General features: G+C 66.9%; 21 protein-coding genes and 1 pseudogene. 5 read left to right on the plus strand and 17 right to left on the minus strand.

Features of this window, described 5'->3' with window-relative positions; all coding sequences use genetic code 11:
- The first annotated feature begins 66 nt into the window (after positions 1–66).
- Positions 67–3828, plus strand: coding sequence for a hypothetical protein (locus tag AC3IPP_RS04975; RefSeq protein ID WP_489150566.1), 3762 nt, complete (start codon positions 67–69; stop codon positions 3826–3828).
- Positions 3829–3854: 26 nt separating this feature from the next.
- On the opposite strand, the gene AC3IPP_RS04980 is transcribed toward AC3IPP_RS04975, so the two are convergent.
- The 15 genes from AC3IPP_RS04980 to AC3IPP_RS05050 form a co-directional block, all read right to left on the minus strand.
- Positions 3855–4490: an LPD7 domain-containing protein gene (locus AC3IPP_RS04980; RefSeq protein WP_489150567.1), complete on the minus strand. Its 636-nt coding sequence runs from the start codon at positions 4488–4490 to the stop codon at positions 3855–3857.
- Positions 4487–6343: a type IV secretory system conjugative DNA transfer family protein gene (locus tag AC3IPP_RS04985; RefSeq protein WP_489150568.1), complete on the minus strand. Its 1857-nt coding sequence runs from the start codon at positions 6341–6343 to the stop codon at positions 4487–4489. The genes AC3IPP_RS04980 and AC3IPP_RS04985 overlap by 4 nt, the downstream gene beginning before the upstream one ends.
- Entirely contained in the window at positions 6309–7316 is a 1008-nt protein-coding gene (virB11, locus tag AC3IPP_RS04990) for a P-type DNA transfer ATPase VirB11 (protein WP_489150569.1), read from the minus strand. The genes AC3IPP_RS04985 and virB11 overlap by 35 nt, the downstream gene beginning before the upstream one ends.
- Entirely contained in the window at positions 7316–8473 is a 1158-nt protein-coding gene (gene virB10 / locus AC3IPP_RS04995; RefSeq protein WP_489150570.1) for a type IV secretion system protein VirB10, read from the minus strand. The genes virB11 and virB10 overlap by 1 nt, the downstream gene beginning before the upstream one ends.
- A complete protein-coding gene (locus tag AC3IPP_RS05000; protein WP_489150571.1) occupies positions 8470–9285 on the minus strand; it encodes a TrbG/VirB9 family P-type conjugative transfer protein in 816 nt (271 codons plus the stop codon). Before AC3IPP_RS05000 ends, virB10 begins: the two co-directional genes overlap by 4 nt.
- 8 nt (positions 9286–9293) lie before the next feature.
- Positions 9294–9977, minus strand: coding sequence for a VirB8 family type IV secretion system protein (locus AC3IPP_RS05005; RefSeq protein WP_489150572.1), 684 nt, complete (start codon positions 9975–9977; stop codon positions 9294–9296).
- 223 nt (positions 9978–10200) lie between these two features.
- Positions 10201–11124 carry a TrbL/VirB6 family protein gene (locus AC3IPP_RS05010; protein ID WP_489150573.1) on the minus strand — a complete coding sequence of 308 codons (924 nt, stop codon included), beginning with the start codon at positions 11122–11124 and terminating at the stop codon, positions 10201–10203.
- Between the two features lie 218 nt (positions 11125–11342).
- On the minus strand, positions 11343–12047 hold the full coding sequence (locus tag AC3IPP_RS05015; protein WP_489150574.1) for a TrbJ/VirB5 family protein: 705 nt from the start codon (positions 12045–12047) through the stop codon (positions 11343–11345).
- Positions 12044–14419 (minus strand): VirB4 family type IV secretion/conjugal transfer ATPase, encoded by a 2376-nt coding sequence (locus tag AC3IPP_RS05020; protein ID WP_489150575.1) that lies wholly within the window; start codon positions 14417–14419, stop codon positions 12044–12046. The genes AC3IPP_RS05015 and AC3IPP_RS05020 overlap by 4 nt, the downstream gene beginning before the upstream one ends.
- On the minus strand, positions 14412–14747 hold the full coding sequence (locus AC3IPP_RS05025) for a VirB3 family type IV secretion system protein (protein WP_003170565.1): 336 nt from the start codon (positions 14745–14747) through the stop codon (positions 14412–14414). The genes AC3IPP_RS05020 and AC3IPP_RS05025 overlap by 8 nt, the downstream gene beginning before the upstream one ends.
- On the minus strand, positions 14740–14919 hold the full coding sequence (locus AC3IPP_RS05030; protein ID WP_003170566.1) for a hypothetical protein: 180 nt from the start codon (positions 14917–14919) through the stop codon (positions 14740–14742). The genes AC3IPP_RS05025 and AC3IPP_RS05030 overlap by 8 nt, the downstream gene beginning before the upstream one ends.
- Positions 14919–15218 carry a TrbC/VirB2 family type IV secretion system protein gene (locus AC3IPP_RS05035; RefSeq protein WP_114816369.1) on the minus strand — a complete coding sequence of 100 codons (300 nt, stop codon included), beginning with the start codon at positions 15216–15218 and terminating at the stop codon, positions 14919–14921. Before AC3IPP_RS05035 ends, AC3IPP_RS05030 begins: the two co-directional genes overlap by 1 nt.
- Positions 15215–15853, minus strand: coding sequence for a lytic transglycosylase domain-containing protein (locus AC3IPP_RS05040; RefSeq protein WP_489150576.1), 639 nt, complete (start codon positions 15851–15853; stop codon positions 15215–15217). Before AC3IPP_RS05040 ends, AC3IPP_RS05035 begins: the two co-directional genes overlap by 4 nt.
- 76 nt (positions 15854–15929) lie before the next feature.
- Complete coding sequence (locus AC3IPP_RS05045) at positions 15930–16199, minus strand: LuxR C-terminal-related transcriptional regulator (protein ID WP_314135979.1); 270 nt, start codon at positions 16197–16199, stop codon at positions 15930–15932.
- An 83-nt stretch (positions 16200–16282) separates the two neighbouring features.
- A complete protein-coding gene (locus tag AC3IPP_RS05050; protein WP_314135978.1) occupies positions 16283–16711 on the minus strand; it encodes a helix-turn-helix domain-containing protein in 429 nt (142 codons plus the stop codon).
- Positions 16712–17027: 316 nt separating this feature from the next.
- On the opposite strand from AC3IPP_RS05050, the gene AC3IPP_RS05055 reads away from it, so the two are divergent.
- The 4 genes and pseudogenes from AC3IPP_RS05055 to AC3IPP_RS05070 form a co-directional block, all read left to right on the plus strand.
- Positions 17028–17627 (plus strand): GntR family transcriptional regulator, encoded by a 600-nt coding sequence (locus AC3IPP_RS05055; protein WP_489150578.1) that lies wholly within the window; start codon positions 17028–17030, stop codon positions 17625–17627.
- A gap of 91 nt (positions 17628–17718) precedes the next feature.
- Positions 17719–17952: a hypothetical protein gene (locus AC3IPP_RS05060; RefSeq protein WP_292176471.1), complete on the plus strand. Its 234-nt coding sequence runs from the start codon at positions 17719–17721 to the stop codon at positions 17950–17952.
- A 52-nt stretch (positions 17953–18004) separates the two neighbouring features.
- Positions 18005–18628, plus strand: coding sequence for a lasso peptide biosynthesis B2 protein (locus AC3IPP_RS05065; protein ID WP_292176472.1), 624 nt, complete (start codon positions 18005–18007; stop codon positions 18626–18628).
- A gap of 230 nt (positions 18629–18858) precedes the next feature.
- Positions 18859–20064: pseudogene (locus AC3IPP_RS05070) on the plus strand (asparagine synthase-related protein); the annotation flags it as partial.
- Positions 20065–20250: 186 nt separating this feature from the next.
- Here the strand turns inward: AC3IPP_RS05070 and AC3IPP_RS05075 are convergent.
- Positions 20251–22701, minus strand: a complete 2451-nt coding sequence (locus tag AC3IPP_RS05075; protein ID WP_489177444.1) for a S9 family peptidase — start codon at positions 22699–22701, stop codon at positions 20251–20253.
- A complete protein-coding gene (locus tag AC3IPP_RS05080) occupies positions 22701–25655 on the minus strand; it encodes a TonB-dependent receptor domain-containing protein (protein WP_489150580.1) in 2955 nt (984 codons plus the stop codon). Before AC3IPP_RS05080 ends, AC3IPP_RS05075 begins: the two co-directional genes overlap by 1 nt.
- Positions 25656–25678: the final 23 nt, after the last annotated feature.

Below are 25678 nucleotides of genomic sequence, written 5' to 3' on the forward strand. Positions count from 1 at the left end.
GCCAGGCTGTGGAGAGGTGATGCGCACCCCCTGCCCACATGCCGACTCGGCGCATAGAGTCAGGTCATGTTCGACATCACCGGCGGAGACATCGCGAGCCTGAACGATACGGATCTGCGCACTCTCGTGGCGCGGTTGGCGCAGGCCGAGCTGTCGTCACGTCGCGCACCCCTGTCGAGCGTGACCGCGGGCGGGGCGCAGGACGCCGCCGACGGCGGCATCGACGTGAGGGTCAATCTGGAGGCGCTCCATGCCGATCCGGACTTCGTGCCGCGGGCGAAGACCGGATTCCAGGTCAAGAAGCCGGATCTGGCGGCTCAGGGGATCAAGGACGAGATGCGCCCCGGCGGCGTCCTGCGCCCGTCGATCGCGGCCCTCGCCGAGGCGGGTGGCGCCTACATCATCGCCAGTTCCGGGGCGTCGCTCACGGACACGACCCTGGCGCGACGGCGCGCTGCGATGCGGGAAGCCGTGAACGACCATGCGCAGGGCGAAGATCTGTTCGTGGACGTCTACGACCGTGATCGACTGGCGACCTGGGTCAACCAGAATCCGGGTGTCGCCGCCTGGGTGCGCAGACGAGCCGGCCGACCGCTTTCGGGCTGGCGGCCGATCGGTGTTTGGGCCGACCTCCGCGTCGCCGACGACAACGGCTACCTCATCGACGACGCCCTCTCGCTGATCGATGAAAGGGACGGCGCGAAGACCCTGCCGATCAGTGAGGGCATGGGTCTGCTTCGCGAGGCGTTGCAGAAGGGCGGTCAGTGCGTTCGCCTGATCGGACTGTCCGGCGTCGGGAAGACCCGTCTCGTTGAGGCGCTCTTTGAGGCGGACGTCGGTAAGGGGACGGCGCTGGACCCCGGGGTGTCGGTGTATGCCGACTATGCCGAAGAGACGACGCCTTCCGCCCGGGAGATGGCGTCGCGGCTCGTGGAGGATGGCCAGCGGGCCATCCTCGTCGTCGACAACTGCAACCCGCGGACGCACGGCCAGCTGACCGAGGTCTGCAGCCGCCCCGGGAGCCAGGTCAGTCTTCTGACGGTGGAATACGATATTCGCGACGACGAACCAGAGCATACCCAAGTGTTCCGGCTGGCAGTGGCGTCGGAGGGCCTTATCGTGACGTGGCTGGAACGCGACTTTCCCCATGTCACACAAGGCGACCGAGGGCGCATCGCCGCGTTCAGCGGCGGCAATTTCCGCCTGGCGCGGGCGTTGGCCAATACCGTGCGTCAGGGCGAAACGCTCGGCCAGCTGCGTGATCAGGAACTGTTCGAGCGAATCTTCGTCCAGCGCAATGACCCGGACAAGACCCTGCTCCACGACGCCGAGCTGCTGTCGCTGTTCTACTCCTTCGACGTAACGGAAGGCGGGGACGGCGAACTCCACCGGATTGCATCCTTTAGCGGACGGACGGTCACAGACTTCTACGCCTCCATCGCCGAGCTTCAGGCCCGGGGCGTCTTGCAGGCGCGGGGGCGCTGGCGGGCGGTCCTGCCCCATGCCATCGCGAACCGCTTGGCGACCGGCGCCCTGCGGCGGGCGCCGCCTCAGGCCTTCGATTCCTTCTGCAGCGTCCTCCCGGAACGCATGATCAAATCGATGTCGCGACGCCTGGGCTTCCTGCACGACGTTCGTGAGGCCCACGCCGTCGTGGCCCGATGGCTCGATCCGGCCGGTCCCGTGGGTGACCTTTTGGCCGAGCCGGACTTGGCAATGTTGACGAACATCGCCCCGGTTGATCCGGCTGCGGTGCTGGCGCGCATCGAGGCCGCAGTCGCGGCCGGCGCACTCGACGCGCTCGACGGGCGAAATTCACGCCGCGGGGCGTGGAACAACCTCCTCAAGGCCTTGGCCTATGAGGCCGAACTCTTTCCCAAGGCGGCATCCCTGCTGGCCCGGTTCGTCGCCGCCGAGGCGCCGAACGAGAACTACGACAGCGCGAGGAGCGCGTTCGGGGAGCTGTTCCAGCTCTACCTGTCGGGCACCCTGGCCCCTCCCGAACTGCGTCGCGCCCTGATCGCCGATTTGTTGGCCAGTCCCGACCCCGGCCTGTGCCGAGCCGGACGCGTCGCCCTAGACAGCCTACTGACTGCCGGCCGCTTCAGCGCCACCTCGATCATGGATTTCGGAGCGCGACCCCGCGGCTACGGTTGGGAACCCGGGACACGGAGGGCTCAGGCGGTCTGGTACGAGGAGGCGCTTGATCTGGTGAGGGGCGGCCTTCTGGACGCGGCCGAGGTTCGAAAGCTGCTCGCCGAAACCATTCGCGACCTCTGGGGCTATGCGGGGTGCCGATCGCGGCTGACGGCCGCCGCCGAGACCTTCGCCGGTGAAGGCGGCTGGCTGGAGGGTTGGACGGCGCTCCGGGTGATGATGCAGTTCGACGGCGCGGGAATGCCGGACGATATCCGCGCCGAAGCCCTTGCGGTCATCGCGCTCCTGGCGCCGAACGACGTGTTCACCGAAGCCCGGGCGTGGGTTCTGTCCGTAAGGCCCGGAGCCTGGGACGTGGCTGATCTCGACGATGACGCCGAAACAGATCCGTCGGCGGGGTGGCGCAGAGCCGAGGAGAAGGCGCGGGAAATCGGTCGCGTCATGATCAACGAGCCTGACGCTCTGGCCGCCTTTCTGCCGGAGGTCCTCGCGGCCAGCGGCGGCGGCGACCGGAGTGCGTCGTTCGGCGCAGGTCTGGGAGAGGGGGCTTCCGACCTTGGTGCGGCCTGGGCGCAGCTCTGCGCGGCTTTCGCCGACCTAGATCCAGCGGTGCGAAACTCGACGGTGCTCGGCAACTTCCTGAGGTCCGCAGGGGTGCGCGACCAATCCTTCGTCTCAGCCTGTCTCAATAACGCGGTCGATGACCCTGTGCTCGCTCCCCACTTTGCCTTCCTCCAGGTCGTCTCGGGCCTCGACGGCCCGGGCATCGATCGCACCGTGGGAGCCTTGAACGCGGCTGGAACAGTCGAGAATTTCTGGCATCTCTCCCATATCGATCCCGAAAAGCTGCCGGCCCAGGACATGGCCCGGCTTCTCGATGTCGTCATCGAACTGCCCCGCGGCCCGGCGCTCGCCGTCGACATGCTGTGGCGCTACTTCTATCGGCTGCAAAAGGAACCGACACCGGTCTACGACCCTGTGCTTATCGATCGCGGTCGCCGGATTCTCACCCTCATCGATCTGGACGATTTTAACGACTTCCGGGACTCGTCGGTCAAGACGCTGGCGTCGGCTGTCCTTGCTGGCGACGAGGGGCGCGCGACGGCGCGGGTGGTCGGCCAGCGGCTTTACGCCGGTCTCAACGCCGACAGGGCGTGGCGAAGGGAGGCGCACGGCCTTGTCCGTGCTCTGTTCAAGACCCAGCCGGAGACCGCACTCGATACTTTGGTCGATGGGCCAGAGGGGCCGGTTGAAAGGCTGTTCAGGAGACTGGTGGGACATAAATCGCCGCTCGACAGCATCGATCTGGACCGCCTGACGGCATGGGCCGAGCACGCGCCCGAGCGGCGATACGCCCAACTCGGGGCAATGACATCGCTCTTCCGCAAGGACCAGATGGACACCGTGCTCGGGCTGAATCCAACCTTCATCGCCCTCTTGAATGCCGCGCCGGACAAGTTGGGCTTCCTCGGCGACGCCCATTCTCGGGTTCAACCGAACGGGTGGAGCGGGTCCCTCGCCGAGATTCTGGCGTCCCGGAAAGCGCTGCTCGATGATCTGCCGGACCATCCTGACATCGCGGCCTGGCGCGCGCGGGAATATCCACGCATCGATCGATGGATCGCCGCCGAACGTGAGCGGGAGTCCGAGCAGGAAGAGAGCTTTGAATAGGCGGGGTCGGGCCGGCCGACGCCAGCTCAACGCGCCTTCGGCCTGTCTCTTCCCGTCTCGCGCCTATCGCGATCCTGATACTGGGTGGGGGCTGTGCGGCTCCTCAGTCGCTCGACGGCGTGTTCCATGAGGCGCGCCCTCGCTGCCGGGTCTTCGATCAGGCGCTTGACCACTATGGCTGCAGCGCGGAGGCGGTCGTCCGGCACTCGGATGTTCGGCTGCGGCGTCATGCCGGGAACGGGACGCGTAGGACTTTCTCCCGCCGCCTGCCGGTCGCGGTCCCTCGGATGATAGCCCTTCACCTCCAGACCCAAGCCGCGGGCCTGAACCCAGGCCTCGCGCCTGAAACTCTCATCCCCTGAGACGCGGACCTCGGACCAGCCGCGATGCTTCGCGATCTTCAGCATGTCGGCGACGGCGTCGGGATAGGGCTGGGTCGCGATCAGCTTTCGGCCCTCATCCCGAAACATCGGCTCGGTTGCGCGGTGGTCCCGGTAGAAGCCGGTCGGACGACCGAGCCGATCGTGTTCGATCAGGTAGCGGTCCAGAACCGCTTGGGGCGCGTCGCCCCGCTTGCGGGACCGTGCGTCGCCGCCTTTTGCGGGCGTCGGGGCCACCGCGTTGCCTGCGGACGTGCCTTGGGCGTTGGCTCGCTCGCTCATCGGCCGCCATCCCGATCCGGTGCGTTCACGACCACGTCGATGATCTGGTCCAACCAGTCGGCGACTTCGTTCTCGGTCGCGCCGATCTCGGGCGGCGGGCAGCCCTGCTCGGTGAAGGCCTGAACCACGGCTTCGTAGGTCATTTCGGCGTCCTCAAGGGGTGGAGGCGGGGTGGACATGGCGACTGCGGCGACTGTCGGCGCGGTGGGCGGCTTGGCCTGAATGGGAGGCGGTCGCTGGCGACGGGTGAACACCCGTTCTCGGAAGAACCGGATCTTTTCGCCGCGCGCCGGCGGCATCCCGGCCTTGAGGACAATCAGGGTCCGGTCAGGAAGCTGCATCAGCTCCTGGGGCATCATCAACGCCCGGCGCTGATCGGATGTCGTCGTGCTTCGCCGGCCGGACCCGAGGCCCATCGGACGGCTCCGGCTGCGGGCGTGATACGTATAGTATCCGAGCCGTTCGCTCAGCTCCTGGGCCACCTTCAATTCCTTCGGCGCGAAGACGACCTCGATCCCGCAGTTGGTCAGGATGTCCTCGGTCACATCGGGGCCGTAGAGGGCCCGGAGCTGCGACGGGCTCTGGATCACCGGCAGCAGTCGAAAGCCGTAGCCGGCGAGGTAGGAGAAGGCGGCGGCGAGAATTGGCGCGCGGCCCAGCCGCGCGAACTCGTCCAGCAGCACCAGAACGGGGCGATCGTCAGGGCCGGGCAGGCGGCGGCTGTTCAGGTCGACGAGTTGCTGGAAGAGCAGGCTGTAGAGCGGCGCCACCCGCAGCATGTTGTCGGGCGAGGCCCCCAGATAGAGTGACAGCCCCCCACGACGCAGGTCGCGCAGATCGAAGTCGCTGACAGCGGTCGCTGCGTCTACGGCGGGATTCAGCCACAGTCCCATCCGGCTGGTGATTGTCTGGCGGATGGATGCGAAGGTGTTTTCGCTGGAACTGCAGAAGTCCGTCAGGGCCGAGGCGCATCCGCTGGACAGCGGCGCTCCCGCCAGCGCGCGCGCCTTGACCAGGCCGGGGAACCTCTCCCTCGCATCGCCCTGGGTGAGCTGCCGGAAGATCTCGCCGAGTGAGAAGGGGAGATCAGGCGTTTCCGCAACATAGGCGCCGACCCCGATGAAGCCGGTCCGGGCAGCCTCAGACCAGAAGGGGTCGGCGTGATCGTGGCCAGGGAAGAGCATAACCGCCATGCGCTGGAGCTCGTCCAGGACGGCGGAGGCCGACGATCGTGTGATGTGGGCCAGCGGGTTGAAGCGCGCGGTTCGGCCGTCCGGTGCGAGGGGGTCGAAGAGGAGAACCGTTTGACCGGCCGCGGCCCGAAACCCCGCTGTTGCGGCGTGGTTCTCGCGCTTGATGTCGAGGACAACGACCGAGCCCGGCCAGGTCAGGAGATTGGGAATGACGATCCCGACTCCCTTGCCGGTCCGTGTCGGGGCGTAGAGCATCACATGCTCCGAGCCGCCGGCGATCAGCCATGAGCGACCGCGCCGACCGAGCAAGATGCCTTCGCGCGCCGCAAGTCCGGCCGCCTTCAGATCGCGCGTAGAGGCCCAGTGCGCCGCGCCATGAAGCGGACGGCGAATGCCCAGCGCAACCGCCGCGACGATGACGACGGCGAGGAGAATGCTGATCAGGCCGCCGATCCGAAGCCAGCGCTGAAGGTCGGGGTCGGCGCGGTAATGCCATAGCCAGGCTGGGACCCGGGCGGGTTCGACGTCCGGGGACAGGCGCCCGACGCCGGCCAACGCGATCATCGCGGTCGAGGTTCCGGCCAGAAGCAGCAGGACCAGGAGACCGACAACGACGAGTGTCGCCCTAGCGGCCGGGTTGGCGTTTTCGAAGCGGGTCATGCCAGACCTCCGTCACCCGGAAGCGGCCATCGGTTTTGCGCATCTGGACGACGATATCGATGAGCAGGTGCAGCAGGGCCCGAATGTCTTCCCGCGGCAGATCGCGGCCTCCTTCGGACTCGCGGACCAGCAGCGTCAGTTGCTCGAAGGCCAGGGACGCGCTGTCGGCGTGGACGGTCGTGATCGAGCCGGGGTGGCCGGAGTTGACGTTGCGAAGATAAAAGAACGCCGTGCCGTCCCGCAGTTCCTGCAGCAGGATCCGGTCCGGCCGCATCCGGAGCGCGCTTTCAAGCAGGGATTTGGCGGTGACCTGCGCGAGGCCCTGGCCTTCCTTGGAATAGGTCAGGTGGACGACGTTGCGGTGAGGCACGACGAGTTCACGCGTGTCTTCGATCGTCAGCAGCCTCTCATGGTCGGGAATGGCCTCGACCAGACCCTTGGCGAAGGTGGTCTTGCCGGAGCCGGTGGCGCCGGAGACGAGGATGTTGCGCCGTGAGACCACGGCCAGTTTGAAGAAGGCCGACCAGTCTCCCGATCTTTTCAGGGCGAGGAGTTCGGCGTCGACCGGATCGGCAGACGTGTCATCCGCCGCGACGACCGCATCGAACAATCCCCCGGTCGCGAAGGCGTCCAGGCCGAACTGCCGGCGCGAGGGCTTACGGATGGTGAGGGACACCGTGCCGGCCGGGGCCGCAGGCGGAAGAACGATCTGGCATCGTTCGTCGCCGGGCAGGGTCGTCGAGCAGATCGGCCGGGCGTCGCTGACATCCTGTTTGGTGAAGGCGGCGGCGGCGACGGCAAGCGTCCTGAGCCAGGCCTCGGTGAGCAGCGGCTCTTCATGCCAGCGCCACCGGCCGCCCTGTTCGATCCCGACCTCGCCGGGGCGGTTGATCACCAGTTCGGTCACGTCGTCTGGCGCGAGCAGGGGTCGCAGCGGCGCGAGGTAGTGTTCCAGGACAGCGGTGTCGTCCATCACCTTGCGCTCAGCCGATAGACACCGGCGAAGTTCAGGTCCTGGGCCACGAAAATAGAGACCTCGGCGCCATGGGGTTTGCGCAGGGTCGCGGGGATGCCGACCGAGTTCTGCAACGCGACGCCGGCCGCGTCCGATGGAACCCGCGCGGTCTCGCGCACAGCGTCGTCACGTCCGACGGCGGCGTAGAGACCGTCGTCCACCAGCGACAGCAGGAGGGCGCCGCCGAACCGGTCCCAGAAATGGGTGTCCACGCGGCCATCGAAGCCTGCGCGCCCGAGGGCGTCGGCGGCCGGAGACGCCAGGCCCACGGTGACGCCCGCAGGCGTGACCGCGCGGGTCCACAGGACGAAGAGCCGATTGCGGCCCTGCTGCAGACCGCCCTGGTACTCGCCGAGCACCCGGGTGCCGCGCTCCATCAGCACCACGGTTCCGCTCTCCGAGTAGACGTCGCGTGGCAGGATGCAGCTGACGAACCCGGGGGTCGCGCTGTCCATCGCCGTCTGGAGGATGCAGGGGATGGAGGCGCCCGCCGTCAGCAAGAGATTGCGATCGCCCAGCTGGCCGGCGCGCGCCTCACTGATCGGCGAGGTCTGGCGCAAGCCGTCGAGCGGCGTGACGCGGGCCTGGATCGGCGCAGGGGTCCCGGGCGCAACGGCCGCAGCGGTTAGGCTGCCGGTCGGCGCGACGCCGGAGCCTTGGCGGCTATAGGCGAGGACCGGGGACCGCCTCGCCTCGTCGATCAGGGTCTGGCGCCGTTCGGTTGCCGAGGGGCCGTTCAATGCAGGGGAGGGCGAGGTCTCGAGCGCCGGCACCTGTTCGTCCGACGACGTCAGGACCGGTGCGTCGGGATCGAGAGGCTGATCCGTCAGCAGGGCCGGCTCGGTGTCACGGCGTGCCGGTTCGAACGGAACGACTTGCCGGGCCGGTTCGTCCGCCGCCGCCTTCTGGTCATCTCCCTCGCCACGATCCCATGTGGCGAAGAGGAAGACAGCGCAGCCGAGGCCCAGGGCGGCCAGGGTGACGACCTTGGACCCGCGGCCGCCGAAACGGCCGGCGATGGGGGATATGCCCCGGTCGGTCGTTGGCGGCAGACCCTGGCCTTCCGAACGGGGTTCCGCCGCGGCGTCGTCCTTCGGTTCAGGCGAGGCGGTCATGGTCGTTCTCCTTGCGTCACGCTCCGATCCACGATCGGCGAGGCCGTTCCGGTCCCCGTAGCGACACCGCGCGGGTCGTAGGCTTCGTTGAAGATGCACAGCACAGATTGACCCCGGCGAAGCCGCAGGCCCGGGACGACCGAGTGGATGACCACGAACTCGCCGCGTACATCGAAGGGGACCAGGATTTCCTCGCCGTCGTCGGACACAGCGAAGATCGAAGGAAGGGGCTGGTTGGCCGGAAACCTCAGCACGGTGAAGCGGCCGTTGTCGGTGACCTCGCTGGGCTGCAAGTCCGACGCGCCCTGGACGCTGTAGGCGAGGTTACGGGGGCCGGAGAGGGCCGCCTGGTCGAGCGCCAGATCGATCACGCGGTCTTCGATCGCCTCGGCGGCGGCGTCGAGCGACGCCACGGTCGCGGCCTGGAGGTCGGCCGGGTAGCGGAACCGGATCTGGTAGGCGATGGAGGATCGATCGCGGGCGTCTCGCGCCGCCAGTTCGAACGCATAGTGACGCGTCGCGCCTCCACGTTCGGTCACCACAAGCAGATTGGTCGCCTGCAGGCGTTCGCGGGGTTTGAGGAAGAGGACGGAACCCTCGGCCGCGACCTCCCAGCTGACGCTGTCACCGATCGCGACATGGCGGATGGCTTCGTCCGGACCGAACACGATCTGGGTGGCGGTACGGAAGGCCCCGGCAATGCGGTAGACAGCGCCCGGCGCGTAGTCGACCTCGACCATCCGGGCGTCGCGGTCTTCGGCCAACGCCGGCCCCGATGTCATCAGCGCGAGGCCGGCGACCAGGGCGATCAACAGGGTTCTCATCGGACCACCTCCGGATCGGCGCGGTACGAGGTCACCTGGAATCCGAGCGGATTGCGCAGGCGATCCGGCTCCGACATTGGCGCGCGCGTATAGGTGAAGGCGATGGTGGCGATCCAATCGCTCTCGACGATCTGCTGGGCCTGACGCACCGTGCGGTGGAAGCGCACATTGGCGACGCCTTCGTTGATGAAGCCAATGGCGCGGATGGCGATCACGGCTTCGGCCTCAGGTCCGTAGAGGTTCTGGGGACTTGCTGGGTTGGAGCCGCGATAGAGGTCGGCCCAGCGGCGTTGCTCCGCTGCGCCCGACAGGATCGAGACCAGGGCAAAGCTTTCTTCGGCGGCGGGGTCGAGATAGCCCTCTCGGGCGCGGACGTACTGGCCGAGGAAATATTTGCTGACGGCTTCGTCATAGGTGGCCGGGCCTTCGGCCGACGACAGACCTCGCACCACATCGACCGCGCCGGTGGTCTGGTCGACCCGCACGACGAAGGGTTCGGTGGTCTTGAGGGGGGTCAGCACCGCCACCGCCGCGACGGCGACGACGGTCAGGCCGGCCGCGACACCCGCCACGGTCCAGGCCAGCCGGCGCGAGCGTATGGCGGCGCTGAGCCGGTCCTGATCCCATCGCCGCGCCTCGGCGAAATAGGCCTTCAGATCGGAGGAGGGGACGCCGGTCATGCGCAACCTCCTGGGCCAGGGTCGATGGTTGAAGACGCGTCGGCTGCGGGCGCGGGCACGTATGGCGCCGCCGGGGAGAGGATCGAGCCGTAGGGATTGGCGGATCGACGATGGCGGCCGTCACAGACCGGCGGGTCGGCGGTCCGGAAGGTGGCGCAGGCGGACAGGGCCTGGACCGCCAAGGCGATCGACACGACGCGGGACGATGTTCGCAGAGAGGGCATTAGCGGGCTCCTGTGGGACGGATGGTTCCGCCGCCGCGCGGCGGTTGACGGCTGGCCTCGAGAGGACCGCGCGCGACGGCGCTGGGGCTGGATCCCAGGGAGGCGGCGTTGGCGAAGTCGGCGAGCCCGGCGCTGGCGCCGCCGGCGATGCCGGCCGCGATCGCGGGCGTCTGCAGGAAGAAGATCGCGCCGAGCAAACAGAGGGCGATGAAGATCAGGCCGCCGACCATCGGGTCGCCGCCCTCGATGGCGCCCCACTGATCCCGGACCAGCGACAGCACGAGTTGGAAGATGGTGATGATCAGGGCGAACAGGACCAAGTAGTTCACCGCCTGGGACAGCCAGCCGAAAAAGAAGCGCCGCGTCGCGTCGAACAGGGCGCAGGCGATGAAGATGGGGCCGAGCGTCACCAGCAGAGCCAGAGCCAGCTTGGCCACCAGCACCACGCCGAAGCCGAGCGCACACGCCAGGGCGCCGACGATGAAGACGACCGCGGCGACGATGTAGGGCGACAGGTCGAAAGCCGATCCCTCGCTGCCGATCTTCTCTCCGAGATAGCCGGCGTAGGCGAGGAACTGGTCGAAGGCCGCGCCGACGTTCGGCGTCTCCGCGCCGCTGATGGCCCGCGTCAAAAGGTTCGGCAGGTCGCGGAACAGCGGCTCGGTGACGAAGTCCGAATAGGCCGGGGTGGTGGCCAGCACATAGATGAACAGCAGTTTGATCGCGCGGATCGCGAAATCCATGACCGGTTCGCTGATGGCGCCCCGGAAGATCGCGAAGCCATAGAGGACGACGTAGAGAACCAGGGCGATGCGCAGCGGGCCTTCGACCTCGGCGATCACCGCGCCCAGCCGGTCCCCGAGGAAGGCGCTCAGCCTTTCGTCGAGGAATGTGTAGGCCGGCTCAAAGACCCGAAACGACATGGCGACCTCCTAGAAACCCGGCCGGTAGGCGGCCATGCGGTCAGCGCGCCGGACCTCGGCGAGACGCGCCTCGGCGGCGTCACAACCTTGCCGGCGGGCGCCGCGTTCGCAGTCCTCGACAGCCGCCTCGAGGGCGGCGCGATCCGGGCGCGGCTCAGCCCTGGGAGCTTCCGGCGCGCCGCAACCCGCGAGCAGGCCGAGCAGGACCAAGGCGGCTTTCACTGAAAGGCCTGACGGTAGGCGTCCATGCGGGCCGACCGTTCCGCAGCGATCCGCTCTCGCGCCCGCTGGTCCTCAAGACGGGCTTCGGCGGCCTGGGTCAGGGCCAGGCCCTGCAGCCGAACCTGCTCATTCTGGATCAGGGCCTGTTCCGCCGCGAGCCGGGCGTTCAGGTCCATAACGGCCCGCGCGTTCGGCGCGGTGTCGAGCGCTCGACGCAGCGTCTCCAGGCCTTCGAGACGATCGGTCGCCGCCCGGTCGACAGTCTCGCCGATCGCCAGGTCACGGGCCGTCCGCGCGCCGGACCGCTCCAGGGCCTCGGCGGCGGCGGACGGCGCGTCAGGCGTATAGACGCGGGTCTCGCGGCGGATCGCGTCGGCCCGCTCCGCCAGTTCGCCGAGCGCCGACAGATTCCCGTCGGCCGCCGACCGGAGCGTCGCCATGTCCCGCAGCGGATTGCGGATCTCCGGCAGACCCAGCCGCTCGGCGATCGCATTGACGTCGGACAGGTCGTTGAGGCTGGCGAAGAGTTCCTCGCCCTGCTGGACCTGGGCCTTCAGGCTGTCGAGCTGTTCGATGGCAGTGCGCGCATCCTTGACCATCTGGGCGAAGGACGTTGGATCGTAAACAACCTGCTGGGCGTGGGCCGGAACGGCGGTCATCGCGGCCAGCGCGACGGCGATCGAAAGGATGGAGCGTCTCATTTCAGTCTCCTCTGGGAATGGAAGGGGCCCCGCCAGTCGGCGTAGTCGTCCCCGGTCTCGGCTCTCAGCCGGTCAAGAAGGGCGACGGTTTCGGATCGTCCGGACAGGACGGCCAGCGCGTCATCGAGGCCTTTGAGATCAAGCTCCACGACCACGCTGTCGTGACCCTGTTTGACCAGGAAGCGGTGAGACTCCGGCGTCAGCTCGTCCCGGATCAGCCGGAACTCCTCCTTGCTCAGGCCGAAGCCTTCGACGTAGTCGCGGGCCTGGCCGTGAGCGTTCGGCAGGAAGATCTTGGTCGCGCACTGTTCGAGGATGGTGTGGGCAATCGGCGAGCGCAGCGCGTCGGCGGGGGACTGGGTGCCGAACACCATCAGGGCGTTCTGCTTGCGCCAGGTCTTGAGGCCGTCCTGGGCCAGGTCGGTGAAGGCGGCGTCGCCCAGCACCTTCCAGAACTCGTCGATGTCGAGGACGAGCCGGCGCCCATCTACCCGCTGGGCGATTCGGTGGAACAGGTAAAGCATCATCGGCGTGCGGACCTCGGGGTGGTCCAGCACATCGGTCATGTCGAAGCCGGCGAAGCGGGCATCGAGCGACAGGGCGTCGTCGTCGCCGTCCAGAGCCCAACCGAGCGGCCCGCCCCGGATCCAGCGCTCCAGCCGCGCCCCGACGCCGCCGACGTCCGATTGACCTAGCAGGCTGCGCAGCGCCGAAAGGGAGCGTCGCTCGCGTGGGAGGGCCTCAAGCGCGGCGACCGCTTCGTCGATGGCGCGCGCTTCCGGGACCGACAGGGTCTCGTTCGGTCGGGCGACCAAGGTCCGCACAAGCCGGTTGAGGAAGGCGCGATTGGCGGGTGAAGGCTCCAACGCCTTGAAGGGCGCGAATCCCGTGGACACGCCGTTGCGCAGGGCCAGATAGGTCCCGCCGCAGGCCCGAACGAAAATCTCGGCGCCCCGGTCCTTGTCGATGAACAGCTGCTGGGCGTCGAACCGCTCCAGCTGCGCCAGCATGAAGTTCTGGACGACCGTCTTTCCCGACCCGGAGGGGCCGCAGATGAAGGTGTGGCCGAGATCGCCGACGTGGAAGTTGAAGTAGAAGGGGGATCCGGCTGTCGTGCGCAGCGTCGCTACAGCCGGTCCCCAGTGATTGCCGTGTGGCTTTCCGACGGGATAGGCATGGAAAGGCGCGAGGGCGGCGAAGTTGCGTGAGGTGATCGCGGCCGGACGCGTGCGCCGCGCGAAGCCGCCGGGGAACTGGGACCAGAAGGCGGCCTCGAGGCCGAGGTCCTCGCGGGCGACGACCAGGCCGGAGTCAGCCAGATGCGCCCGCGCCTTCGAAAGGTGGTCGGCCAGGGCGGCGGGCGTGTCGCCGTAGACCAGGACGGACGCCTGGTGTTCGCCGAGCACGAACCGGTTGCTGACCAGATCGTCCAGCGCGTCCGAAAGGCCGTCGATCTGTGAAGCGGCGCGGTCACGCGCGGAGACCATCTGGTTCTGCTTGCGCTCCATCACCGAACGCCCGGCCGCCTTGGACAGGAAGGCGAAGGACTGGGTCATGACGAAACCGAAGGGCGCGCTCAGCAGCGCGTTCCACAGTCCGGGCCGGGTCGAGGCCGGATATTCCTTGATGGCGAGGACGCCGGCGTAACGGCCTCCGTCGACGTCCCGAAGCTCCAGGATTTCGCGTCCAAAGATGACCCGCACCGTATGAACCGCGGATCCGAGATGGCCGTAGACGATGGGGACGCGTCCCGGCCGGCCGGTGAGGACGAGCCGAACCAGCTCCATCGGTTCGGAGCACCAGATGTCGCCGTGTTGGTACAGGCCAAGGCGGCGCGGCGCATAGCGGCCGAGATACTGCTCAAGATCACGCGCAGCATCCTCGAGCCGCTTGATCTGTTCGGGGGCGACCTCCGTGTCCTGACGGCGGGCTGTCTGCAGGCGACGCATGAGCGCCGCAGCGCGATCGCCGGGATCACGGCCGGGATGGAGCACCAGGGTGACAAAGAGTTCGTTGACGAACAGCCGCCGGCCTCCGAGCCGCGCTTCGTAGGCCTGGCTCAGATCGCGTGCGAAGTCGGAGCGGAACCCGCCCATGACCTCGGGCTGGACCTCGCGCCGGACGATGTGGTGCCAGACGGCCAATCGGTCGTCGGCCAGGTTGCGCCAGGTCTGGTTGAGCTTGACGTGCCAGTCGTTCAGATCGCGCGGGTCAGCGGTCTCGAACGCCGCGCCCTGAAGCTCGAAGGCGATCATCAGCGCCCCGCTATCGAGCGTGACGATGTGGTCCGAGGCGTGGCGCGCATAGGGCAGGCCGGCCAGGGCGTCGCCTTCCCTGCGCAGAGGCGACGGCGAGAGACGGAGCTCACCCACGGACCAGCTCCCTTGCGCTGTAACGCCGGACAAGAGGGAGCGGGGTCGCCGAGCTGCCGCCCCACAGGGCGCCGTTGCGGGACCGGCCCTTGGTGTCGACGAAGACCAGCAGAAGCCGGAAGGCGTTGTGATCCACCTTGCAGATCGCCCGGAAGACCAGATGCAGGGCCGGGGCGATCAGCAGATAGAGCAGGCTGCCCCCGACGAGAAAGGCCAGGCCGGAGATCATGACGTTGACGCCCATGGCCTCCATGGGCACGCCCAGGATCATCGCCGGCCGAGTGCAGGCGAGGAAGAGAGGCTCTTCGATCAGTCGTTCCTCAGCCATGGTTCGCCCCGCTCAGGACCAGGGCGGCTTTCGCCACGGCGAGACCGACCAGACCGCCGCCCAGAGCCTGGGCGAAGCGTGCTGGCGAGATCAGCCGGACGCCGAGCATCAGCGTCAGCGCCAGGCCGCCGGCGATCCCCGCGACGATCAGACAGGCATCGGCCCGGGCCATCAGGCGCCGCCCGTGATCAGGCCGACGATCTCGGCGGCGCCGAAGACCACGACGATGCCGAGAATGACAATGGCGGCGCGCCGCAGATCGAACAGGCCGAACATCCACAGGATGCCGACGATGACGACAGCCAGGATGGCCAACAGCCTGGCCGTGTTGCCGGTCAGCATGTCGACCACGTTCTGCAGCAGGCCCTCGACATTGGCCTGGGCGAAGGCGGGCTGCACCGACATCAGGGTGGTCGCCAGGGCGATCGCTCCGACCGCGCATTGGCGGCGTCGAATGGGGGACAGGGTCACGGGTTGACGCTCCAGGTCTGGGTCTGTGAGGCGGGGGCGAAGAGGACGATGGCGCTGGCGGTGGCGCGCGCGAACACGTCCCAGGCGGCGGGTGGCGCGACGGGGTCTGCCGCCAACTGATCGGGGAGTAAGGCTGAAGCGGCTTGCGTTAGCGGCGGCACGGAGACGGCCAGGCCCAGGCGCGCCGCGGACGCTTCGACGCGCGCAACATAGCCGTTGCGAAAGCCGCGATCGGGATGACCGGTGTTGTATCGGGACAGGGCCACGCGCAGGGCCTGTTGGCGGTCAGAGCCCGTCGATGCGGGGGCGAAGCCGGCGCGCAAAACGGTCCCTGCGGCGGTGAGGTTGCGGCAGGGATCGAACGCGTCCTCCACCGTCAGACGCAGCCATCCGAGATTGCTGGAGTTGATCTGGGCGAGACCGAGATCGATGTTGACGCCCGAGGCGATCAGGCGGCGGGCGACCCGAGCCGCTTCCTCGCGCGTCTTGGGCTGGCGCACGGCGGCGCCACGATTGACGCCGATCGCCAAGGCGTTGAAGCGGCTTTCCGTATGCGCGATCGCGGCCAGGGTCTGCGGCGAGACGCCGGGTGCGCACTGGGCGGAAAGGGCGAGGACGAGGGCGAGATCGAGCAAGGCAGGGCTCCGTTGAGAGCCCTCAGCAGACCGCATCAGCCGCGCGCGTTCGATCCGCTAGGGCGCCACCGGAGAGCTACGGGGTGAAACTACGGGGCTCGGCGGCGCGGCGATCGTCTCTCACCAGAAGCGCGACGGCCTGGACCCGGGTCCTGACCCCGAGCCAACGGCACCCTAGCAGGATGTGGTCGTCGACGGTGCGGGCCGACACGCCGAGGCGACGCGCGATCTGACGCGATGACAGCCCCTGGCCGGCCAGACGCAAACAGTCGGCCTGGCGAGCGGACAGGCCGTCGCTGGAACGCGTTGCGGCATGATCGGAAGGGAGGGAAAGCGACTGGGTCATGGACTCAAGCCAGACCCGGATCAGAGTTTGCGGCAAGACCGCAAGGTTCGGACAGGAAATCTACGGTGTGAGGCGAACCCCGATCAGTCTTCCTCGTCCTTCGAGGGCGTGACCAGCCGTCCAATCCGTTCATCGAGCCAAGCCTTGGCCGCGTCATCCCGTCTCACGGCCTGCATTCCGAGATCCTTCAGAGTGCGGGTGAAGGCGTTGATGATCGAGCGCGTGTCGAGCTCCATGATCGCGTCGCCGACCTCCTCGTCAAACTCCTGGGTCACGACCCGAAGCGCGAGCATCGCCTTGTTGTCGGCGCAGCGGACGGCGAACTCCGGGGACCCCAACGCCATGCAGTCGATGATCGCGTAAGGATCGCTGTCCGTGGCCTCTGCGAAGCGGTGGATACGCTCGAGATTGATCTTTCCCTTCCCGGCCTCGAAGTGTTCATAGGACCGCTTGGCCATGCCCATGGCCTCGGCGACCTCGGCCGGCTTCATCCGCCTGTGCAGCCGGATCAACCGCAGCGCTGCAGCCAGGATTTCGTTCTGAGAGCGGGGTCGGTCGCTTTCCATCAGCTCGGCTGCCTCGGGTTGTGGAGGTCAACGCGATTCTCGACGCCTTACTCCCGGTGGTTGAAAAATGCGGCAGTTGAGCATCAAATGAAAGACGGGAAGCTCACGGTGTCCCAAGTCTTGTGGAAAGTGCGCAAAGAACATGCGGTTCTTGTATGAAAACTGATATCCGTTCTTCCGCTACTGACCGACCGCCTCCGTTATGTATTTCGGAGGTTCATTTCGGTTTCCTGGCGCGGCGCCGCATTCGGACGGTTGGCTCGTGAAGCGCGAGAGAGACCATTTCGCGGTCGCCCGCACAGCGTTGGCCGGCTACGCCGCAGCGGGGCGTTTCGGCTGGGGTCACCCGCTCGTCGCCACCAGTCTGGCGAACGAGCTTGGTCTAAGTCCGACACCTGTCCGCGAGGCCTTGGCCCATCTTGCCGGCGAGGGCATCATCGAGCATCGGCCGGGACGCGGCTATTTCGCACCGAGCCCGACCGCATCCGATATTGTCGGGCTTTACGAGCTTCATCACCAGTTTCTGCGCTGGTGCTCCGCAGACGGCCTCCCGCCCGAAGCGTCGTCGACCGATCCGCCTGTGGATCCGGATCTGCGGGTTGAGGCCATATTTGACCAGCTCGCGCAGCGTGGGGAAAACAGCGCTGTCTTCGAAGCCTATCGCCGGGTTTCAGCGCAGCTCAGACCAATCCGCAGGATTGAGGCGCTCCTTGGGGACATGGGACTGGAGATCGCGCTCGAGATTGAACGCCTGAGCTCGCGCGGTCCGGTTGGCGAGTTGACGCGTGCACTCGACCAGTATCACGGAGAGCGGATCGCCCTTGCGCCATCGCTCGAGAAAGTGATGAGGCAATCGGCATGAAGTATATTTCAAATATAGTTTGAAAATACGATTACCTACGCGCGTCCTGATGCCGTCGGACAATCCCGTCCGGCAATAGGAGGCAATGACCATGCTGAAGAACCTGACGCGTCTGATCTCCCTGGGGTCGGCCGCCCATCACACCCGCGCCGAAGTCGGCACCGAGAAGCCCGAACTGAACCCGATCCAGTACTACGACGAGGCCGGATCGGGCCTGCTCCGGCTTGGCGCCGCCGCGGATCAGACCCGCGCGGACTCCCCGGACGGCGAGTTCGAGCTGATCCCGGTCCAGCGCTGGACGATGACCGGCGTGCGTTTCCACTGAACGACGGGACGTCGGCCCGCGAGGGCCGGCGTCCTCATCAGGGCTATCTCTCATGATGTTTCTGAAGGGCGGCGTGCATGCGGCCGTCATCGACACGGCGCTCGTGATCCTGGATCTTGAGGCCGACACCTATTTCTGTCTCCCGAACAGCGGCGAGACCATCGTGCCCCGACCCGACGGCGGCGCGGAGGTCCTGGATGGTCCGGCGGGCGAAACGCTCGAGGCCGCGGGATTGCTTCAAGCCGAAGCGCCGCCATTGGTGCGAACATTGCCGGCGAAACCCTCGCGGACCGTCATCTACGAGCCCGCCGTTGTGACGTGGCGCGATATCCAAGCGGGTCTCGCCGCCGCGCTCGAGGTGAGGAAAATCAAGCCGGGGTCCGGGATCGTCGCCTATTTGTCTGACCCCCCTCTACCTCAGAAGGGTGAGCGGGATGTGCTGAGGGCGGCGCGGGCGTTCTGGCGCCTGCAGCCATGGCTCCCGATCGAAGGGGAATGCCTCGTGCGGTCGGCGCTGCTCGTCCGCGCCCTCCGTCGGCAGGGGCTTGAGGCCGAGTGGGTCTTCGGCGTGCGGCTCTTTCCGTTCATGGCCCATTGCTGGGTTCAAGCGGGCGACACCTGCCTCAACGATGATGTCGAGCGCCTCTCGACGTATCAGCCCCTGCTGTGTCGATGATCCCCGCTGTCGACGCTCGCGCCTATCTCCTCGTCGACAGCAGCGACGCGACGCCATGCGATCGGGACCGCCTTGATCACGTCCGCCAACAGCTCCTGAGAGCAGGTTGGCGATCGGCTTTGATCGTTGACGACATCGAAGTTTTTCTCGGACCCCACGCGACCCTGGATGTGAAACAGGTTCACCGTCGCCACATCCTGATCGGAACGTGGCGACCGACCGACCGCGCCATGTCGTCGGTCATCGGCACGAGCCGAACATCAAGGGCCTTGGGTTCCGAGGTCGTCCGTTCCGGCTGGGGTCGATATATTCTGGCGTGGCGCGATGACGACCGGCGTCTGGCGGTCCTTCGAGATCCGAGCGGCGCCCTCGACTGCGTCTGGTGGCGCAGCGGGTCGCTGAGACTGGCGTCGGATCAGCCTCCCCAGATCGCGGATGCCCTTCTCCCGGCGGAGATCGCGATCGACTGGGAGGTCTTGGAAGCTCTGGCGAACGATCCCGGACTGCTCAGCGACCGACCTCCCCTCCGAGGCCTCAACGTCGTCACGCCGGGAGACTTGGTCGTCCTAGGCGACACCGTGGATCGTCACGTCCTCTGGCGCCCTTCCAGATTTGTTGGTGCTGCGTTCGACGACAGTCCTGACGCCCTCCGCACCCTTGTCGATCATGTCGTCGCCGCGTCTCTGTCATCCCATGAGCGGATCCACGGCGAGATCTCTGGCGGGCTCGATTCTGCGATCGTTTCAGGCAGTGTCGCCGCCGCAGGGCTGGGGTCGCGCGCGCGCTTCGTCAACTATTTCGGCGACTGGGGGGAGGGGGACGAGAGGTCGTACGCGTTCGCAGCGGCCGAGAGATCCGGACTGCGCCTCACCGCGCGCAGAAAGCCCGTGGCGGCCATTACCGAAGCGCTTCTCCGCCCCTTGGGAGAGGGCATTCGCCCTGCGCTGCACGGCGTCGATGTCGCCTATGATCGCGACGTCGCCGGACGCCTCCGGCGGGGACGCGCCACCGCCCTGGTGACGGGGCAGGGCGGGGATGCAGTCTTCTATCAGGCGCCGGAACCTCGCATCGTGGTGGACCGCCGCCGCCGTGAAGGGCTGGCAGGGTTCCGACCTCGCTATTGGGGCGAAATGGCCCGATGGACGCGCCATTCCGCCTGGACGCTCGCGCGGGTGGCCCTCTGGCCTCCGCCGCGAGTACCCTCGACGACGCCCCTCCATCCATGGCGGGCGGATGCCGCAGACCTCCCCCCGGGAAAGGATGGACAAGTCCACCGCCTGGCCAACTGTCAGCTTTTCTGGAGCGACTGCCTGCGCGCCAGGGCCGCCGACCTGATCCATCCCTTGCTCAGTCAGCCCGTCATGGAGCACTGCCTTGCGATCCCCGCCGATCGTCTGACACAGGGCCCTAGAGACCGAGGCCTCGCGCGCAAGGCCTTTGTAGACCGATTGCCGACGTCCATCGCCCAGCGGCGTGACAAGGGTGACCTCGGCCGATTTTATGGACACGTGGTCCAGCATAGTCTTGCGGACCTGCGCCCCCTGCTGATGGAGGGTTTGATGGTCGAGCACCGACTCCTGGATTCGGTGGAACTGGGGCGAGATCTGGAGCCTGAACGTCTCCTATGGAGCCCGGGCGCCAACAGGCCCCTGCTGCTCGGCGTGCTCGAGGTCTGGGTGCGACGTTGGACCCAGCGGATCGAGGCGCGCCGGCGGACCGAGGTATCGGTTCAACCAGTCGAGGATGCGTGCGTGTAGATCTCTCACATTGCCGGGGCTCTCATAGACGTGACCCTCGCCATAATAGGTTACGAGGGCCGCCTCGCGGTTCAGTCGATACAGAGCGCTAAACAGGGCGCCCATGCGGGCGTTCTCCTGATCGCCTTCCGCCAGGAGCGTCGGACTGCGCAGGCGTTCCACGCTGAAGAGAGGACTTTGAGCGACATAGGTTTCCGGGGAGGTCGAGAACGCGCCGAATCCGCCCTGGCCGGTCTCGCCCCATCCGGCCATCTGTCCGACCGGAACACCCTCGTCCGGCGACACACGGAAGAATGGCGGTAACTCCATGGAGCGCGTCAGCTCCGGATAGCCGCTCGTGGCGATCACCGCCTTGAAGCGATCAGACTGGGTCGCGGCGCGCAGGCTTGCATAGGCGCCGTAGCTGTGGCCCGTCACGGCCACCCGGTCCGGATCGATCAGGCCCCGCCGGCCGGCCTCTTCGACGATGGCGAAGATGCGGTCTGCGAGATCGTCCAGCCGCGGGCCGGATGCGGGGTCGGGCAGATTGGCGATGAGCACAGCATAGCCGGCCCCCGCGATCACTGACGGATTGTTCTGCGGATTCCTGGAGCCCGGCAGGATCGTCGGTGGCGCCGCCGTCAGGATCCTGCCGGGATAGATCTGGACCACGACGGGCGGACGTTCTCCGATCGCCATGCCGGCAGGAAGAAGAAGCCAGCTGGTCAGCGACTGTCCCTCCGGCCCGGGGTGAGCGACCGGTTCGACTCGGCCCCAGGCGACGCCACGCCATGCCGCGTTGACCGTCGTCAGCGTCTGAATCTCATCCAGCGTATGAAGGCGGACGGTCGTGACGCCATGCTCGTCAAGACCCGTCGTTACGATCCCGGCCGGCATCACTGCTATAGCCCGCTCTCCCTCGGGGATCGGAGACACGCAGGTCGGAGCCGCCGTCAGAACCGTCTGGATGCAGGGCCCGTCAACGACCGACCCCTGCCCGAGAAGAACCGGACTGGGATTCCATTGTGCGGGATTGGCGCCGTCGGACATCTGCCCCGCGTCCACAAGCCGGCCCGAGACGATCTTGGTGCCACTCAGGGCGTAGAGCCCGTCGCGACGTTGAAGCACGGTCCGACCGTCGAAGCGGGCGACGCGTTCGCCGAGCTCCCTGACCGGGAAGCGCGCGCCGTCGTCCCTTCGCCAGTACCGGTTCTGTTCGGTCTCACCGACCTGTACCAGAGCGCGCTCGCCGTCCCAGCTCGCCAGAGGAATGGCCACGCCGTCCCAAGTCCTCTGCAGCCGGGGTCGGTCCTCGCCCGTGTCGAGCCTTGCGGCTCGCCCGTTGCGTCCGATGAGCCAGTAACGCCCGTCCTTGTCGAAGTCCGCCGACCCGTAGGGGCGCCCGAACGTGAGCAGCCGCGAGGAATCGGGGGACCAGGAGAGGAGATACATGGCGAAGTCCTCGCCCGGCAGCGGGTCGGAGACGACGCCGCTGTCCAGATCGATCACCGCGAGACGGCGGCGACGGATCGGATCCCCGACCAGGAGGGGTCGGTCCACTGCCGGCTGGATGTCCTCTCCATTGCGGAGCGCGGCGAGACGGCGCCCATCCAGCGAAAGCGCCATATCGAACCATTCGCCGTGCGCCAGAACACGTTGGCTGCCTGTTTCGGCGTTGACGAGGATCAGGCATGAGGGAAGGGCTTGAGCCCGGGCGTCTCGCGTTGCCCCGCTGGGTATGTAAACGCCGCTCGAAGCATGACCGGAGGCCGCGATCCGCCAAAGACCTTCAACCCGGTCCTGGGTTTGGAAACCGACCCGCATCTGAATCGGGAAATCGTCAAGCGGTCGAGCTATGACGGCCACTTCCGTCTCTGATCTCCAAGCGATGGAACGCCCGAACTGGCTCTGTTCCGGCGTGATCGGGAGCCACTGAATGTCGCCCGTCGCCAGGGTGAGGATCCCCATCCGGTAGGTGGCCTCGGTGACCTTGATCACCACCATTCTTGCGCCGCTCGGCGAGAAGGGGCCTGCGAGATAGCCCACATCGTGACCCGCCGCTGCGAACCGTCGCGTAGGCGACGTTGCGTCGACGGCATGGATCTCCAGCTCGGTCAACAGGGCGTAGGTCATGGTCTGGAAGCGATAGGTCGCAGCATGATTGTGGGCGGCCTGCCGCTCTACGACGACCCACCGTCCGTCGGGGCTAGTCCGGACCTGGCCAACGCCTTCTCGTCCGATCAGATCCTCGACCCCGAACCGATGGGTTTGCGCTGACGCCGGACAGACTCCGGCCAGGCTCGCCGCGAGGGCGAGCATCAAAGGCAGCTGTCGCATCACCAGGCCTTTGTCAGCTGCAGCGAGATGAAACGGCCGAGAACATTCGCGTTCGCGGCGTCGTAGGCGATGCCTTCCGGCGCGTCGTAGAACGGCGGATCGCGGTCAAAGAGGTTCTGCACCGTTAGCGACACGGCGGTCCCTTCGAGCAGACCGGCGTCAGGCGCGAACCGCACCAGAACGTCGGCCGTCGTCCAGGAGCCGATACGGCGACCGGTGAGATCGGCGTAATCGCTCACGTAGTTGAGCGAGGGGGCCACTGTCCAGGACCCTCGCGACCAGCTCGCTGACGTTCGTCCGCGCAGGCCCACCGGGAAGTTCGGGCGGTCCAGTTGGGATACGGTCGGTGATGTCGGTGTGGGCTGGGCGTCGAAACGCTCCAGCCACGTCAGGTTGACGTCGAGATCGAAGGCGTTGTCCTCGAGATTGAAACCGTAGCCGGCCGACAGATCGAGGCCCTCCACCTGAACTCTGGCGGTGTTCACATAGCGGGCGTCCACGATCGCGCCATAGGACGTCGCCGGGAACAGGTCGCGCAGATTTGTGGTCGGTAGATCGAGAATGGCCTGGACGGCTGCGCGATCGGCGGCGTTGTTCACCGGATCAAGGGGGCGAACGAAGGGGGCCAGCGATGGATCGGACAGGGCCGTGAGAATGCTCTCCAGCGCAGGTTGCCCGATGCGGTTGTCGAAATCGGTTCGGAAGACGTTCGCCCCCAGTCTCAGGCCGGGAACCCCTGAGGGCTTGATCTCAAAACCCGCAGTCCAGGTGTCCGCTTCCTCGGGCTCAAGGTTCGGATTGCCGCCATAGAGGATCATCGACAGAATTTGCGATGATCCGCGCGGCAGGATGGAAGGACTGGCGCTGGCCGCGTCATTCAGCTCGCGCAGGGCCGGCGCCCGAAAGGAGCGCCCGTAGTTGGCCCGAAGAAGAAGCCCGGCGGTGGGCTCCCACAGCACGCCGGCCTTTGGGCTCGTCGTCTGGCCAATGTCTCCGTAGTCTTCGAACCGCGCCGCTAAAGATAGTTCCAGTCGCTGAAGGCCGGGAAGGGCATTGGTCGCGCCAAAGAGAGGCACGCGGAGTTCCACAAAGGCGGCGCTGACATCGCGTTCGGTTTCCGTTCGGGCCCCGACGGTCGGAACCGTGCCCGAGGAGAAGGTGGTGACCTGGCGTTCAAAGGTCTCCTGACGAAAATTGAACCCGGTTGCGAGACGAAGCGGCCCGCCCGGCAGCTCGACGACCGTGCCGCTGATCTGCAGATTGGCGGAGAGATTTCCGGTCTGGCTTTGGCTTCTCGTGTAGCCGGCGCTGATGAAGTCCAGGATGGTTGCGCTGTTGGAGGCGCCACTGCCGAATGGGTTGAAAAAGCCGTCGCGCGCCGTGCTGAACGACGTGGCGGGGCTGTCCGCAATCGCGCCGAGGGCCTCACGGAGATTGGTGGACTGCAAGGCGCCGTCGGAACCCGTACGGGCGTCTTCTGTGCTGTAAGAAACGTAGGACTCGAGCCGCCAGTCGCGGAAAAGGTCAGCCGTTCCCCCGAAACTGGCGCCGAAAGATTCGACTTCGCCGAAGACCTTCGGAGCCGCGATCTCGCCCTGGAAGGAATAAGCGATCGTGTGGGAGTTGGCTCCGGTCGGGGACGCGAAGTAAGGGTTGGCTCGTGTCACGGTCAGCAGCGTGGTGATCGCGGTCGAGACGGTTTCGTATTCGCGGAGGCCCCATCGCGCATCGCCGCTGAGCTCGAAGCGGTCGCCAAAAGATTGGCGAGCGGCGGCATAGGCGCTTTGGCGCGTCTGGCGCGGCAGGACGTTGCCCATCGCCCTGAAGTTCTCGAGATTGGTCTGCCCCAGCCGGAAATCGGACCGGAGCAGGCCCACCCCGTTTTGGCCATCCGGGATACTGTATCTCGGCACCTGGCTACCGGTCGCGGGATCAAGAACAACGATGTTGCCGGGATTACTGTAGAACGAGCGCCGATCGCGTCCGCCGAGCCAGGTGTGGTCCGCATCGCTCGCGCGCCGGCGCTCTGATGCAGCCAACGCGTCGCGGTCGTTGTATTCGTAGGTGAGCATGGCCGAACCGCTCGCCCACCGTCGTCCCAAGACCTGCGCAATTTGATATTCGCCGCTCGCGCCGTCGGCCGTACTGCCGACCCTTACCCGGGTCTCCGCACCGTCGTAGTTGTCTCTGAGGACGATGTTCACGACGCCGCCGACGGCGTCGGCGCCGTACAAGGCCGAAGCGCCATCCAGCAGGATATCGACGCGTTCCACGGCAGCGGTGGGAATGGTTGAGACGTCGACGAAGTCTCCTTTGGAGCCGGTGCCTGCGAGCCGCCGCCCGTTGATCAGCACAAGGGTCGCATCGCTTCCGAGCCCGCGAAGATTGACGCCGTTTGCGTAGGTCGAGTTGGTGCCCGAGCGATCTCCCCCGTTGTTGATTGCGCCCTCGTTTGCCGACCCGCCGAAGTTCTGAGGCAGGGCGGCCAGGAGTTGGGCGACGGTTGCACGGCCTTGACGATCCATCTGGTCGCGGGTCACCGATACGACCGGCGAAGGACCATCGGCGACCCCTCGGATCAAACTGCCGGTGACGATGACGTCTTCGATCTCGGTCGCTTCATCAGAGACCGCTGCCCGCATCGATGGGTCGAAGACGACGAGGGTGTTCGGGCTCGTGCGGCGGGCGCGTAGCCCCGTGCCATCCAGCAGGGTGGTGAGAGCCCGATCCGTGTTGAGCGACCCGGTGACGCCCGGGGACTGGCGGCCTGCGACGAGGTCGGTGGAGTAGAGAATTTGCTCGCCGCTTTGGGCCGCGAACAGGGGCAGTGCGGTTTGCAGCGGGCCGGCAGGAACGCGGAACTGCACGGCAGCCGTTTGCGTCTGAGCGATGACAGGCGTCGCCGCAGCGAGCATCAATACGCCAAGCGCAGTGGAACAAGGACCGATACGCATAACATTCCCCCGAAATGGATACC

Source organism: Brevundimonas sp. KH_060, from assembly GCF_057838275.1.

Excerpts from the sequence above, each read along its gene's own strand:
- AC3IPP_RS04975 (WP_489150566.1), top strand. The coding sequence starts at position 67 with ATGTTCGACATCACCGGCGGAGACATCGCGAGCCTGAACGATACGGAT.
- AC3IPP_RS04980 (WP_489150567.1), bottom strand. The coding sequence starts at position 4,490 with ATGAGCGAGCGAGCCAACGCCCAAGGCACGTCCGCAGGCAACGCGGTG.
- AC3IPP_RS04985 (WP_489150568.1), bottom strand. The coding sequence starts at position 6,343 with ATGACCCGCTTCGAAAACGCCAACCCGGCCGCTAGGGCGACACTCGTC.
- virB11 (WP_489150569.1), bottom strand. The coding sequence starts at position 7,316 with ATGGACGACACCGCTGTCCTGGAACACTACCTCGCGCCGCTGCGACCC.
- virB10 (WP_489150570.1), bottom strand. The coding sequence starts at position 8,473 with ATGACCGCCTCGCCTGAACCGAAGGACGACGCCGCGGCGGAACCCCGT.
- AC3IPP_RS05005 (WP_489150572.1), bottom strand. The coding sequence starts at position 9,977 with ATGACCGGCGTCCCCTCCTCCGATCTGAAGGCCTATTTCGCCGAGGCG.
- AC3IPP_RS05010 (WP_489150573.1), bottom strand. The coding sequence starts at position 11,124 with ATGTCGTTTCGGGTCTTTGAGCCGGCCTACACATTCCTCGACGAAAGG.
- AC3IPP_RS05015 (WP_489150574.1), bottom strand. The coding sequence starts at position 12,047 with ATGAGACGCTCCATCCTTTCGATCGCCGTCGCGCTGGCCGCGATGACC.
- AC3IPP_RS05025 (WP_003170565.1), bottom strand. The coding sequence starts at position 14,747 with ATGGCTGAGGAACGACTGATCGAAGAGCCTCTCTTCCTCGCCTGCACT.
- AC3IPP_RS05030 (WP_003170566.1), bottom strand. The coding sequence starts at position 14,919 with ATGGCCCGGGCCGATGCCTGTCTGATCGTCGCGGGGATCGCCGGCGGC.
- AC3IPP_RS05045 (WP_314135979.1), bottom strand. The coding sequence starts at position 16,199 with ATGACCCAGTCGCTTTCCCTCCCTTCCGATCATGCCGCAACGCGTTCC.
- AC3IPP_RS05060 (WP_292176471.1), top strand. The coding sequence starts at position 17,719 with ATGCTGAAGAACCTGACGCGTCTGATCTCCCTGGGGTCGGCCGCCCAT.
- AC3IPP_RS05065 (WP_292176472.1), top strand. The coding sequence starts at position 18,005 with ATGATGTTTCTGAAGGGCGGCGTGCATGCGGCCGTCATCGACACGGCG.
- AC3IPP_RS05075 (WP_489177444.1), bottom strand. The coding sequence starts at position 22,701 with ATGCGACAGCTGCCTTTGATGCTCGCCCTCGCGGCGAGCCTGGCCGGA.
- AC3IPP_RS05080 (WP_489150580.1), bottom strand. The coding sequence starts at position 25,655 with ATGCGTATCGGTCCTTGTTCCACTGCGCTTGGCGTATTGATGCTCGCT.